Here is a 13,594-nt window from a genome sequence, read left to right as displayed (position 1 = left end):
AAAACAGCTAGTGTGCGGTTGCTAAAATTTTAGCGTCTTTGTATTTTATGAGGGGGAAACATGGGAAGCGTTTGCGATCTTAAGATTGATCTGGTGGAAGTGTGTGAGGCAGCAGCCCGCGCTTGTGCCCCATTTGTAGGCTCTGGACAGAAAGATGAGGGCGACGGCCTGGCAGTGGATGCCATGCGCGAGCGCATTAATCAGGTGAAGATGAAAGGTGTTATTGTTATCGGCGAAGGCGCTAAAGATGAAGCCCCTGCTCTGTATGACGATGAACCTGTCGGCACGGGTGAAGGTATCGGTGTTGATATCGCCGTTGACCCGATTGAGGGCACCAACCTCTTCGCTAAAGATATGCCTGGTTCAATCGTAACGCTGGCAGCAGCACCTGCAGGCACCATGTACCGTCCGGGTTCATGCTTCTATATGGACAAGCAGGTGTATCCAAAAGCAGCACGCGGCAAAATTGATCCTGAAGCACCGGTAGCAGATCGTCTGCACGCACTTGCTAAAGCACTGGGCAAAGACATCAGAGAGATCCGCGTATTCATCCTCGACAAGCCTCGTCACAAAGAGATGATTCAGGAAGTTTATGCATGCGGAGCCAAGGTTCGTCTGGCTACAGATGGCGACGTGAACGGTGCCATTCAGGCTGTATTGAACATGGGTTCTGATGCGCTGTTCGGCATCGGCGGCACGCCTGAAGGCATTGTGACTGCCTGTGCAGCCCGCGCAATGGGTGCGGAGATGTTCGGTCGCATGGCGCCTCAGAAAGATTTTGAGATTAAGCTATGTGAAGAAGAGGGAATCGACACCAAGCGCATCATCACCCGCGATGAACTGATCACCTCTGATGACTGCATGTTTGTTGCAACAGGCCTGACCAGTGGCGCATATTGTCACCACGTCAAGGTTGGCGCTGATGCCGATGGTCGCTACATGACCACTGATACGGTGGTGCTCTCCGGCTCTGTCGGTAACATCCGTCGAGTCCAGACCACACTGCACGTTTGATCACTAAATAATTCTTAGTCATTAAACAACCATCATAAGCTCAGCTTATGAAAAAAATAATAACTACTGATTTGGCACGAACAGTTGCATCTGCAACTATTCGCCAGCACAACTCTAAACATATATAAGGGGAAGATAGCATATGAGTAATAGCAGCCGTAGACACCTCGCCAATGCCGTTCGCGCACTCGCAATGGATGGCGTTCAGAAAGCAAATTCCGGACATCCGGGCGCTCCAATGGGCATGGCAGATATCGCCGAAGTACTTTGGAACGACTACATGAAGCACAACCCGACCAACCCGAAATGGGCTGATCGTGACCGCTTCATCCTCTCTAATGGTCACGGCTCTATGCTGATCTACTCCCTGCTGCACCTGACCGGCTACGATCTCGGTATTGAAGATCTGAAACAGTTCCGTCAGCTACACTCACGCACTCCGGGTCACCCTGAGTACGGTTATGCACCTGGTGTTGAGACCACTACCGGCCCTCTGGGCCAGGGCATCACCAACGGTGTCGGCATGGCACTGGCTGAGAAGACTCTGGCAGCCCAGTTCAACAAACCAGGACACACCATTGTTGACCACAACACCTACGTATTCCTTGGTGATGGCTGCCTGATGGAAGGCATCTCTCATGAGGCATGTTCACTGGCCGGCACACTGGGTCTGGGCAAGCTGATCGCATTCTGGGATGACAACGGCATCTCAATTGACGGACATGTTGAAGGCTGGTTCTCTGATGATACTCCGGGCCGTTTTGAAGCATACGGCTGGCAGGTGATTCGCGGTGTTGATGGCCACGATGCAGAAGAGATCAGACAGGCTATCGAAACTGCCAAGGCAGAGAGCGACAAACCTACCATGATCTGCTGCAAAACTATTATCGGTTTCGGCTCTCCAAACCTCTCTGGCACACACGACTGCCATGGCGCTGCTCTCGGTCACGATGAGATCGCACTGGTTCGCAAAGAGCTGGGCTGGGAATATGAGCCATTTGAAATCCCTGACGATGTTTACGCTGGCTGGGACAACAAAGAGGCTGGCGCTGCTGCTGAATCTGAGTGGGAAGCCCGCTTTGCTGCCTATGCTGCTGAGTTCCCTGCTGAAGCCGCCGAGTTCACCCGCCGCATCAACAATGAGCTCTCTGCTGATTGGGATGCTGGCGCTGACGCATTCATTGCTGAAGTTGCTGCCAAAGGCGAAACCATCGCTTCACGTAAAGCTTCACAGAACGCTATTGAAGGCCTGGCCAAGATTACCCCTGAGTTCCTCGGTGGTTCTGCTGACCTCGCCGGTTCCAACCTGACCCTGTGGTCTGGTGCAGTACCTGTAATCAAAGATCCTGCCGGTAACTACGTCAACTACGGTGTGCGTGAGTTCGGTATGGCTGCAATGATCAATGGTGTTGCCCTGCACGGCGGTTTTGTACCTTACGGTGCTACATTCCTGATGTTCTCTGAGTATGCACGTAACGCACTGCGTATGGCTGCACTGATGAAAGTTCGCCATATCGAAGTATTCACCCATGACTCCATCGGTCTGGGCGAAGATGGCCCAACCCATCAGCCTGTCGAGCAGACTGCAACCCTGCGCATGATTCCAAACATGGATGTATGGCGCCCATGTGATGCAGTTGAATCAGCTGTATCATGGAAAGTTGCAATCAAGAACCAGACCGGCCCTACTTCACTGATCTTCTCACGTCAGAACCTGCCACATCAGGATCGTACTGCTGAGCAGATCAAACTGATCGAACGCGGTGGTTATATTCTGAAAGACTCAAACGGCACCCCTGATGTGATCATCATTGCAACCGGCTCTGAAGTATCGCTGGCTATGGAAGCAGCGGCTGCATCAGATAAGAACATTCGTGTTGTATCGATGCCATCCACCAACGCATTCGACAATCAGGATGCAGCCTACAGAGAGTCTGTACTGCCATCGTCTGTCACTGCACGTGTTGCTGTTGAAGCTGGTGTTACCGGTTTCTGGGCGAAGTATGTTGGTCTGAACGGTAAGGTTATCGGTATCGACACCTTTGGTGAGTCAGCTCCGGCTGGCGAGCTGTTCAAAATGTTTGGCATCACCACTGAAGCGGTTATCGCTGCAGTAAACGAAGTAGCATAATTCAACGTTTATTGGACTTTTTCTGCCTTTCGACTATATATTGTCGTCGAGGGGCAGAAAAATCCAAAACGTTTTCTTTAGAGTAACAAACACTACGGAGAGGAGAGAAAAACAATATGACAATTAAAATTGGAATTAATGGTTTCGGCCGCATTGGTCGTATGGTGTTCCGCGCAATTGCAAAGGACTTCACCGACATGGAAGTTGTAGGCATCAACGATCTTCTGGATGCTGACTACCTTGAGTACATGCTCAAATATGACTCAGTTCATGGTCGTTTTGACGGTGATGTTTCTGTTGAAGGCAACAACCTGGTAGTCGATGGTAAAACCATCCGCCTGACTGCAGAGCGCAACCCTGCGGATCTGAAATGGGATGAAGTTGGCGCAGACATCGTTATCGACTGTACCGGTTTCTTCCTGACTACTGAATCTTGCCAGGCTCACATCGATGCCGGTGCCAAGAAGGTTGTTCAGTCTGCTCCTGCCAAGGATAACACCCCTATGTTCGTATATGGTGTTAACCACGATGAGTACGCTGGTCAGGCTATCGTTTCTGCCGCTTCATGCACCACCAACTGTCTGGCGCCAATGGCCAAGGTTATCAACGACAACTTCGGTATCGTTCGTGGCCTGATGACTACTGTTCATGCTGCAACTGCTACCCAGAAGACTGTTGATGGCCCTTCCATGAAAGACTGGCGCGGTGGCCGCGGTATTCTGGAAAACATCATTCCATCTTCTACCGGTGCAGCTAAAGCGGTAGGCGTGGTTCTTCCAGAGCTTAACGGTAAACTGACCGGCATGGCGTTCCGTGTACCTACTTCTGACGTATCTGTTGTAGATCTGACCTGTGAACTTGAGAAGGCAGCTACCTATGAAGAGATCTGCGCAGCGATGAAGGCAGCTTCTGATGGCCCAATGAGTGCAACCCTTGGTTACACCGACGAGAAGGTTGTATCCACTGACTTCCGTGGCTGCAAAAACTCATCAATCTTTGATGCTGGTGCTGGTATCGCGCTTGACGGCACATTCGTCAAACTCGTTGCCTGGTATGACAATGAATACGGTTATACCTGCAACATGATGAATCTGGTTCGTCACGTAGCATAATCAAATAGACGTGGGAGCTTTTAGCTCCCACGTTTGTCATTGCCCGCTTCTATTTTATTTAGGCAGAAGCTGGCAGCGACAAACGTTCATACGTTGTTGTTAAATCCAATGTCACTACCTTGTCATGCTGATTGATAAGGGTGTGATCTATTTATCTTAAAGGAGTAGAGAATGTCTGTAATTAAAATGACCGACCTTGATCTTGCTGGTAAGCGCGTATTGATCCGCGAAGACCTCAATGTGCCGATTAAAGATGGTAAAGTAACATCTGATGCCCGTATTCGCGCATCAATGCCAACTATCACCCACGCGGCCAATGCGGGCGCCAAGGTTATGCTGATGTCTCATGTTGGCCGTCCAACTGAAGGCGAATTCAGCGAAGAGAACTCTCTACAGCCTGTTGCAGATCACCTCGCAGGCCTCCTGGGTAAACCTGTTCGCCTGATCCGCGACTACCTTGATGGTGGCTTCGACGTTGCTGACGGTGAAGTCGTACTGCTGGAAAACGTCCGCTTCAACGCTGGCGAAGGCAAGAACAATGAAGAGCTCTCCAGGAAGTACGCTGCGCTCTGCGACATCTACGTGATGGATGCATTCGGCACCGCACACCGCGCTCAGGCCTCTACTCACGGCGCCGGTGTTTACGCACCTGTTGCATGTGCAGGCCCGCTGCTGGCTGGTGAGCTGGAAGCGCTCGGCAAAGCCCTTGATAATCCTGCCCGCCCGATGGTTGCAATCGTTGGTGGCTCCAAGGTCTCTACCAAACTGACTGTACTGGAATCACTCTCCACCAAAGTGGACCAGCTGGTTGTTGGCGGTGGTATCGCCAACACCTTTATCGCTGCAGCAGGTTTCCCTGTTGGTAAATCCCTCTATGAGCCGGATCTGATTGACACCTGCAAACGTCTGACTGCCGCTGCAGAAGCCAATGGCGGTAGCATCCCTGTACCGACTGACATCGTCTGTGCCAAAGAGTTCTCCCCTACTGCTGCTGCAACCCTGAAGGCTGCTGATGAGTGTCTGGATGACGACATGATCTTTGATATCGGCCCTGATTCAGCTGAAGCGCTGGCAGAGATCATCCGCAATGCCGGCACCATCGTCTGGAACGGCCCTGTAGGCGTTTTCGAATTCGATCAGTTCGGTGAAGGCACCAAAACCATCTCACTGGCTATTGCAGAGTCCAAAGGTTTCTCAATTGCAGGTGGTGGTGACACGCTGGCAGCCGTAGATAAATACGATATTGCAGACAAAGTCTCCTATATCTCTACCGGTGGTGGTGCATTCCTTGAGTTCCTGGAAGGCAAAGCACTGCCAGCAGTTACCATGCTAGAGGAGAGAGCTGCTTAAGTGACTGAATTCCGTAGAACTAAAATTGTAGCAACACTCGGTCCGGCCTCTGAATCTCCGGAGGTACTGGACAAGCTTATCAAAGCCGGTGTGAACGTTGTTCGTCTGAACTTCTCACACGGCTCTGCTGAAGATCACCGCAAGCGTGCTGAAAGTGTACGCACTGCAGCCAAAAATAACGGCGTATGCGTAGGTATTCTGGCAGACATGCAGGGCCCCAAGATCCGCATCGGCAAGTACAAAAACGGCAAGACACTCCTGAAACCAGGCCAGAAGTACATTATTGATGGTGCTTTGGGCCTGGATGATGGTGATGATGAACGCGTAGGACTCACCTACAAGGAACTTGTAGGTGATGTTGTGCCCGGTGCCCGTCTGCTGCTCAATGATGGCCTGATTGTCATGGATGTAGATGAGATTATCGGACAGGAGATTCACTGTACCGTTATTGTTGGTGGCGTACTCTCCAACAACAAAGGCATTAACCGTGCCGGTGGTGGCCTTTCAGCTGCAGCCCTGACCGACAAGGATAAGGAAGATATCAAAACGGCCTGCGCCATTGGTGTAGACTACATTGCAATCTCCTTCCCGCGTGACGGTGCTGATATGGAGTATGCCCGTTCACTGGTGCGTGCAGAAGGCAGCAATGCCGGTCTGGTTGCAAAAGTTGAACGTGCAGAAGCGGTAGAGAATCTCGACAGCATCCTTGAGGCTTCTGATGTGGTGATGGTTGCCCGTGGTGACCTTGGTGTTGAGATCGGTGATGCCGCTGTACCGCCGGTGCAGAAACGCATCCTGCGCGAAGCCCCCAAGCACAACACTCCGGTTATCGTTGCAACGCAGATGATGGAATCGATGTGTGAAAATCCGATTCCAACACGAGCAGAGGTTAACGATGTTGCCAATGCGGTTCTCGATGGCACTGATGCAATCATGCTCTCCGGTGAAACTGCGGCTGGTAAATATCCGATTGAAGCTGTGCAGGCGATGCATCGCACCTGTATCGAGACAGAGAAGCAGAAGGTTCTGCCCTCCTCCTCAACACGTGATCCTCGTTTCCCGCCGCACTCAATCGATGAGTGTATGGCACGTCAGGCCATGGAAGCATCACACATGATGCCGATCACGGCCATTGCCTCATTCACACAGAGTGGCAACACCGTACTGTATATGTCCCGTCATCTGACCAAGGTGCCGATCTATGCGTTAACCCCGCTGGGTGAAACTGCAGGTCGGGTAACCCTGTTCAGAAATGTTATCCCGAAACCGGTCAGTCTCGATTATGGTGAAAAGGATGCGCCACAGGCAACCCGCGATATCGTAGCGATGATGCTCTACGATGGACTAGTTGAAAATGATGACCTGGTCATATTCACGCTTGGTACACCAATGGGCAAAGCTGGTGGAACAAACACAATGAAGATTGTCCGTGCAGGAGAAGTCTTCAACGACTGAAATCGATTGATTTCAGGACTCGTCAGGGTCAAAGTATAGGGTAAGTATTTTTTTGGGGTTAAGACCCGTTTAAAACATAAGGAGGAAGAAATGGCACTCATTTCATTGCGACAACTACTGGATCATGCTGCTGAAAACAGCTACGGCATGCCGGCATTTAACGTCAACAACATGGAGCAGGTTCATGCAATCATGCAGGCTGCTGACAAGACCGATTCACCGGTCATCATGCAGGGTTCTGCTGGTGCACGCGGATACGCTGGCGAGTCATTCCTGCGTCATCTGATCTCTGCTGCAGTTGAGCAGTATCCACACATCCCTGTTGTTATGCATCAGGATCACGGCTCTGAGCCAGCAGTATGTCTGCGCTCCATTCAGTCCGGCTTCTCATCAGTAATGATGGATGGCTCTCTGATGGCTGATGGTAAAACCCCATCCTCTTACGAGTACAACGTTGCAGTGACCAAGACCGTTGTGGACATGGCTCACGCTGGCGGCGTATCTGTAGAGGGCGAGCTCGGCTGCCTGGGTTCTCTGGAAACCGGCATGATGGGCGAGGAAGACGGCCACGGCGCAGAGGGCAAACTTGATCTGGACATGCTGCTGACCGACCCTGATGAAGCTGCTGACTTCGTAGAGAAGACCGGCTGTGATGCGCTTGCTATCGCGATTGGCACCTCTCATGGCGCTTACAAATTCACCAAGCCACCAACAGGCGCTGTTCTGCGTATTGACCGCATCCGCGAAATCCACGCTAAACTGCCTAACACCCATCTGGTCATGCATGGCTCCTCTTCTGTTCCACAGGATTGGTTGGCTACCATCAATGAGTACGGCGGCGACATGGGCGAGACTTATGGTGTTCCTGTTGAAGAGATCGTTGAAGGCATCAAGTCCGGTGTTCGTAAAGTGAACATCGATACAGACCTTCGCATGGCTTCTACCGGTGCTGTTCGTAAGTTCCTGGCTGAGAACCCATCGAACTTCGACCCACGCAAGTTCCTGAAAGCCTCAACAGCAGCAATGCAGGGTATCTGCGAAGCACGCTTTGAAGCATTCGGTGCTGCGGGTAACGCTTCCAAGATCAAAGCACGCTCTCTTGAGAGCATGATCGGCTACTACAGCTAATCAGAAGAAGTCTAACTTCGCAAAGAGGCGGGCCTTTAAGGTCCGCCTTTTTTGTTGTGGTTCAGGCTTCTGGTTATTGGCCGTTAATTTGCTTGATAACTTGAAAGGGTGGTCTGCATCCTGAAAGCTGCCATGTAACAGCTAAAGCTTCATTGGGGTATTGATAATGGCTAATCGGATAACCAACTATTTCGCAATTGCCCTTCTGCTGGTTGGCCTACTGGCTGCTGCAGTCATTGGTGAGAAGATATTACTTGAGAAATTTGTTTCAGAGACCCGGTCCGATACGCAAAACCAACTGCGCTTCTATCACGTCCAGCTGGAAGCCAACCTTCAAAGCGACACTCAGCTTGTTAAAGGGCTGGTTGCGGTGATCGCATCAAACCCTGACATTTCTCAGGATGAATTTTCAACAGCAGCAAAACCACTTTTTGAGTCAGGATCGAGCCTTAGAAACATCGCTGTAGCACCGGATATGGTTGTGCGATATGTCTATCCCATCATCGGCAATGAAGGGGTCATAGGACTGGATTACACGAAAAAAGAAGACCAGTTCGACATGGTGGAGCTTGCACGAACATCGGGGAAAATAGCTCTGGCCGGGCCTGTTGAACTGGTGCAGGGCGGTAGCGGTTTCATCAGCCGGATACCGGTAGTTACAGGAACTAAAGATGGGAACAGTAGATTCTGGGGCATGATCTCCGCAGTTATTGATGTCGAAAAACTTTATAAAAAAAGTGGTTTGATGGACGCTGAGATTCCACTTGAGATTGCGATTCGTGGTAAAGATGGGGCTGGAGCAAAAGGCGCAGTTTTCTTTGGTCGGTCTGATCTGTTTGATACCAACCCTGTCGTAGCGAACATTCCGATCCCCAACGGTTCATGGCAAATGGCTGCCATTCCTAAAGGTGGCTGGCCTGTTGAACCAAATAATTTATGGATCATAAGAGCAGCTTTTGCCTCTATAGCCATGCTGATTATTTTTCCTTTTTTTGCCTTAGCGCGTGCTACAGGCAGGTTATCAGAAAATGAACTGAAACTGCGAGGCCTCTATGAACTATCACCACTGGGGATCGCCTTAACCGATATGCGTGGGCGCTATATTGAATTTAACGATGCATTTCAGAACATCTGCGGCTATCCAAAAGATGAGTTAAACAGCCTGGACTACTGGGCACTGACGCCAGAAAAATATACTGAAGATGAGGCCCGTCAGTTAGAGTCACTTGAAAAAACAGGTCAGTATGGCCCTTATGAAAAAGAGTATCGCCGTAAGGATGGCTCCTTAATCCCCATCAGACTCAATGGCTTGCTGATCAAGGATAATAAAGGGAACGACTGTATCTGGTCTATTGTTGAGGACATCAGTGAGCGCAAAGCTTCTGAAGCCACCTTGCGCAAGCTATCTCAGGCGATCGAGCAGGCTGGTGAATCGGTGATCATCACCAGCAGGCAGGGAATCATCGAATACGTCAACGCCGCTTTCACCACAATCACAGGTTATCTGCCTGAAGATGTTCTGGGTAAAAACCCAAGAGTGCTAAAAAGTGGCAATCAAAGTGAAGAGTTTTACGAAAGACTCTGGCGAACCATCTCAAGTGGGAATATCTGGCATAGCTCCGTTATTGACAGGAAAAAGGATGGAAGTGAGTACCCGGCCATTATGAGCATCTCTCCTATTTTCGATGAGAGTGGAGAAATCACCCACTACGTTGGCATTCAACAGGATATGACGGCACATCAAACGCTTGAGGATAAATTCCGTCAGGCCCAAAAGATGGAGGCACTTGGTACGCTGGTTGGTGGCATTGCCCATGACTTTAACAACATGCTGGCCGGCATCACTGGCAACCTCTATCTGGCAAAAAGAAAAGTTGAAGGATTACCCGATGCTCAGGAGAAACTGGATAATATATCTAAACTCAGCTTCCGTGCAGCAGAGATGATTCAGCAACTGCTGGTGTTTGCCAGAAAAGGTACCATTGAGATGAAACTGTTTGGATTAACTTCATTTATGAAAGAGGCATTCAAATTAAGTGCTACCACTATTCCTGAAAACATCGTACTGAACACCGAACTCTGCAGGGAAGAGCTGATTATCAAGGGTGATGCCACGCAGATTCAACAGGTACTGATGAATCTGCTGAACAATGCGCGTGATGCACTGGCTAATACGCCATCCCCTGAAATTCACGTCAAGCTGGAGAGCTTCAGAGCCGATAAACATTTCACATCTTCCCACCCTGAAATTCATAGTGAACAATTTGCTCACCTGACGGTAAGTGATAACGGCTGTGGAATCAGTGAGCATGACCAGGAGCACATTTTTGAACCATTTTTTACCAGCAAAGAGGTTGGTGAGGGTTCCGGCCTTGGACTTCCGATGGCCTATGGCGCGGTGCAGAGCCATGGAGGGTTCCTTGAAATAGAGAGTCGCGTCGGTATTGGTACATCTGTACACATTTACCTGCCTCTGATCAAAGAGTCCAGACATACAGTCACCGCTGAAGGGGAGGCTGTATCAGTTCAAGGCAGAGGTGAACTGATCCTCATCGTGGATGATAACACTGAGATTTTACATACCAACAAAGAGGTTTTAGAGAGCCTCGGATATCAGGTGTTAATCGCTTCTGATGGCCTTGAAGCTGTAGAACGATTTGCTGCAAATAAGGAGACTGTTCAACTGATAATAATGGATATTGTCATGCCTAAGATGGGTGGCGTTATGGCCTTTGAACGTATTAAAGAGATGAGCCCTGATGCAAAGGTGATCTTTGCAACCGGCTATGACATGGATGAAGCACTCAAAAGCGAAATGCCTTCTGTTGAATATGAGGTGCTTTCCAAGCCGTATGACATCATACAACTTAGCAAGCTGGTTCGAACGAAGTTGGATTTGCAGTAGAAATCACTTCTGATGTTTAACTTAATGGCGAAGTGTGGAGCGGTGAGACACTTTTCTGCTGTTTGCGATCACGGCAAAGGCGCCGGGAATGGCTCTGCAGTTGTTGTGCTGATACTTCTCGGCAATTGATTTCACCAGTTCAAAGGCTTCTCTCTGCTGCTGGATTTTGTTCGCCGACGCTCTGGCATAAAAGGCAAAGGAGGCTTCAAGATCGGCGTTGGCGGCATGAAAGCTGTTTTGCCAGGCGGTGCGAAACGAGGTGCAGCTATCCCAGTTGGCCTGCTCATTCATCAGATCTGTTATCTCAGCCTCAAACAGCTGGGATACCACTCTCACCTGTGATTTGCTTTGAATCACCTCAGATGCATGCGCAGGATGGTGGGCAACAAAGAGAAGTAGTGCGGCAAATGAGAATAACAGAATCTTTTTCATACAGGGCTCCCTCTGCTTGTTCCAGTTCAATGCATGAAAGTTTATGAAACAGGGAGAATCCTTCTGTATATCAGGTCACAATTTGATTGGTTTGAAGGTCAGGATGAAGAGAGGGTAATCTGAGGCATCGGTGCCCCCAGTGCATCGCAGACTGCGCGCAGCAGCTCGAATTCATTCACCCGCACCTTGCCATCGGCCACTACAACCGTGACACACGCCTTCACCAGGCGGCGTTTAATCTCCGGTGTGGCCTTTTCAGCCTTGCTTAGGGCCCGATCCATAGCAGCGAGGTCACAAGTCGCCTCAGAGGGCTTCAGCTCGAGCTGCCAGGCAAAGATCTCGGAGATGGCACTGCTGAACAGAGCCTCCGGATCGTGATGGCTGCCCTGCCCGATCAATGTTGAGATAATGCAGGCGATCTCCTGATCAATGTCAGCTGCCACATCGAAATGCGTTGGCACTGGTTTCACCTTGGCAAAGGTTGGATGCAGGTGACGCACCAGCATGCGATGCAACATATACTCAAAGATACTCAACTCATTATCGGCTTTAATCAGCGCGGCGGTGCAGGCACGGAAGGTTTTATATTGCGGCGGCGACAACGATTTCAACGCTGGCATCAGCAGCTCCAGAAGCGGGATACGCAGAGTGGCATCCAGACTCAACACCTCGGCCTGCATATCCAGCAATTCACGCAACACGGTGGCATCAGCCATCTTCTCCAGCGCTTTCAGCTGCAGAGAGCGCACTGCTTTATCCGGATCAAGCAGCAGGCCGTAAACAATGGCGCGGGCAGTGAACGGGTCATGGGCAAACTGTCGCAACCGATCCGGCATCTGCTGCAGCAGCAGGCTGCTCTGCTGCAGTGCCGCAGCATCGGGCTGGCCAATCGATTGCATCACCTGATCCCTGTTCAGCGTATGCACTGCAGACATGCCTTCACCAGCCAGTGAACTGATAGCCTCCTGCATAATGACTGAACTTCGCGATGCCGAATCGATATGGGCAAAGGATCCTGCAAATGAGGGGTCGAGCCGTCGGATGCGTTCAGCCAGTGGTGGATGCGTGGCCCACCAATCCTTGTTCTCCCACGATTTCACCGCATTACCGAAAAAGAAGTGGCTGGCCTGCTGGGTGGCGGCATGATTGATACGCGAACCGCCTTTGTATCCACCAATCACCTTCAGAGCTCCGGCAATACCGGCCGGATTACGTGTAAACTGCACCGCTGCCGCATCAGCAAGAAACTCGCGCTGACGGGATACCGCACGTTTAATCATATCGGCAAAAACAGCACCGATGGTGCCCACAACAAAGATCAGCAGGCCGACCACAACAATAGCGGGATGGCTGCCACGCTCGCGCGAGCTGTAGTGGGAAGAGTGCCGGGCTGTCATGAGCAGAATACCGGCATCGGAGATCAGCGTGATGCCGAACAGCAAGCCCATCAAACGCATTTTCAGGCCGATGTCACCATTGAGGATATGACTGAACTCATGGGCGATCACCCCCTGCAACTCATCACGGGTCAGCAGTTCAATGGCACCATTGGTCACCGCTATCACAGCATCGGAGCGGCCAAAACCGGCAGCAAAAGCATTGATACCGGGCTGTGGCAGAAGATAGATCGGAGGTACGGGAAGGCCTGCTGCAATGGCCATCTCCTCCACCACATTGGAGAGGCGCCTGAGCAGAGGATCATCAGTTGCCGGGGCCATGCGCTGCGCACCCAGCATCTCGGCAACGGCTGCACCGCCCCCCTGCTTCAGCTGCCGGGTACGGTAGAGACTGCCTGAAGCCACGACCACTACTGTTGCACCGACCACCCAGAGAAAGCGCTCGCTATCCCAGAGACTACGTATGAAAAACTCACCTTCAGTCACAAACATCTGGCTAACAAACAGCCCCACCGTAACAGCCAGATAGACCGCCAGCACAATCAGAATCACAGCGCAGCAGAACAGCAGCACCAGAAGTGTGGTGTTACGTTTGGCTAGCTCCTGCTGTCCGAAGAAGTCATTCATGGGTTAGTCGATCCTGAAACGGTTGTGCCCCAAACACTGTCAT

The 13,594-nt window shown here is 50.9% G+C and carries 9 protein-coding genes; 7 read left to right on the top strand and 2 right to left on the bottom strand.

All coding sequences use genetic code 11. From position 1 onward, the window contains the following. The first annotated feature begins 60 nt into the window (after window positions 1-60). The 7 genes from glpX to F3F93_RS11665 all read left to right on the top strand — a co-directional run bounded on the left by glpX (window position 61) and on the right by F3F93_RS11665 (window position 11,095). On the top strand, window positions 61-1,014 hold the full coding sequence (gene glpX / locus F3F93_RS11695; protein ID WP_176959376.1) for a class II fructose-bisphosphatase: 954 nt from the start codon (window positions 61-63) through the stop codon (window positions 1,012-1,014). Between the two features lie 142 nt (window positions 1,015-1,156). Continuing rightward, entirely contained in the window at window positions 1,157-3,145 is a 1,989-nt protein-coding gene (gene tkt / locus F3F93_RS11690) for a transketolase (RefSeq protein WP_176959375.1), read from the top strand. A gap of 116 nt (window positions 3,146-3,261) precedes the next feature. Further along, window positions 3,262-4,257, top strand: coding sequence for a type I glyceraldehyde-3-phosphate dehydrogenase (gene gap / locus F3F93_RS11685; RefSeq protein WP_176959374.1), 996 nt, complete (start codon window positions 3,262-3,264; stop codon window positions 4,255-4,257). A gap of 171 nt (window positions 4,258-4,428) precedes the next feature. Next, entirely contained in the window at window positions 4,429-5,607 is a 1,179-nt protein-coding gene (locus tag F3F93_RS11680; protein WP_176959373.1) for a phosphoglycerate kinase, read from the top strand. Then, window positions 5,608-7,062, top strand: a complete 1,455-nt coding sequence (gene pyk / locus F3F93_RS11675) for a pyruvate kinase (RefSeq protein ID WP_176959372.1) — start codon at window positions 5,608-5,610, stop codon at window positions 7,060-7,062. Window positions 7,063-7,152: 90 nt separating this feature from the next. Next, window positions 7,153-8,190, top strand: a complete 1,038-nt coding sequence (fba, locus tag F3F93_RS11670; protein ID WP_176959371.1) for a class II fructose-bisphosphate aldolase — start codon at window positions 7,153-7,155, stop codon at window positions 8,188-8,190. Between the two features lie 166 nt (window positions 8,191-8,356). Then, entirely contained in the window at window positions 8,357-11,095 is a 2,739-nt protein-coding gene (locus tag F3F93_RS11665; protein WP_176959370.1) for a PAS domain S-box protein, read from the top strand. A gap of 21 nt (window positions 11,096-11,116) precedes the next feature. Here F3F93_RS11665 and F3F93_RS11660 read toward each other — a convergent pair whose 3' ends face one another. Together F3F93_RS11660 and F3F93_RS11655 are read right to left on the bottom strand one after the other, a co-directional pair. Next, window positions 11,117-11,527, bottom strand: coding sequence for a hypothetical protein (locus F3F93_RS11660; protein ID WP_176959369.1), 411 nt, complete (start codon window positions 11,525-11,527; stop codon window positions 11,117-11,119). 98 nt (window positions 11,528-11,625) lie between these two features. Continuing rightward, the gene (locus F3F93_RS11655; protein WP_176959368.1) at window positions 11,626-13,551 is read right to left on the bottom strand and encodes a M48 family metallopeptidase; all 1,926 of its coding nucleotides are present in this window, start codon (window positions 13,549-13,551) and stop codon (window positions 11,626-11,628) included. Window positions 13,552-13,594 lie beyond the last annotated feature (43 nt).

Source organism: Mariprofundus sp. KV, assembly GCF_013387475.1.
Classification (GTDB): Bacteria; Pseudomonadota; Zetaproteobacteria; order Mariprofundales; family Mariprofundaceae; genus Mariprofundus.
Note: the sequence above shows the minus strand (reverse complement) of the source record. Positions and strands in the feature narration are given on the sequence as shown.

Bases quoted from the DNA above. Each gene is read 5' to 3' on its own strand.
- glpX (WP_176959376.1), top strand. From the start codon at position 61: ATGGGAAGCGTTTGCGATCTTAAGATTGATCTGGTGGAAGTGTGTGAG.
- tkt (WP_176959375.1), top strand. From the start codon at position 1,157: ATGAGTAATAGCAGCCGTAGACACCTCGCCAATGCCGTTCGCGCACTC.
- gap (WP_176959374.1), top strand. From the start codon at position 3,262: ATGACAATTAAAATTGGAATTAATGGTTTCGGCCGCATTGGTCGTATG.
- F3F93_RS11680 (WP_176959373.1), top strand. From the start codon at position 4,429: ATGTCTGTAATTAAAATGACCGACCTTGATCTTGCTGGTAAGCGCGTA.
- fba (WP_176959371.1), top strand. From the start codon at position 7,153: ATGGCACTCATTTCATTGCGACAACTACTGGATCATGCTGCTGAAAAC.
- F3F93_RS11665 (WP_176959370.1), top strand. From the start codon at position 8,357: ATGGCTAATCGGATAACCAACTATTTCGCAATTGCCCTTCTGCTGGTT.
- F3F93_RS11660 (WP_176959369.1), bottom strand. From the start codon at position 11,527: ATGAAAAAGATTCTGTTATTCTCATTTGCCGCACTACTTCTCTTTGTT.
- F3F93_RS11655 (WP_176959368.1), bottom strand. From the start codon at position 13,551: ATGAATGACTTCTTCGGACAGCAGGAGCTAGCCAAACGTAACACCACA.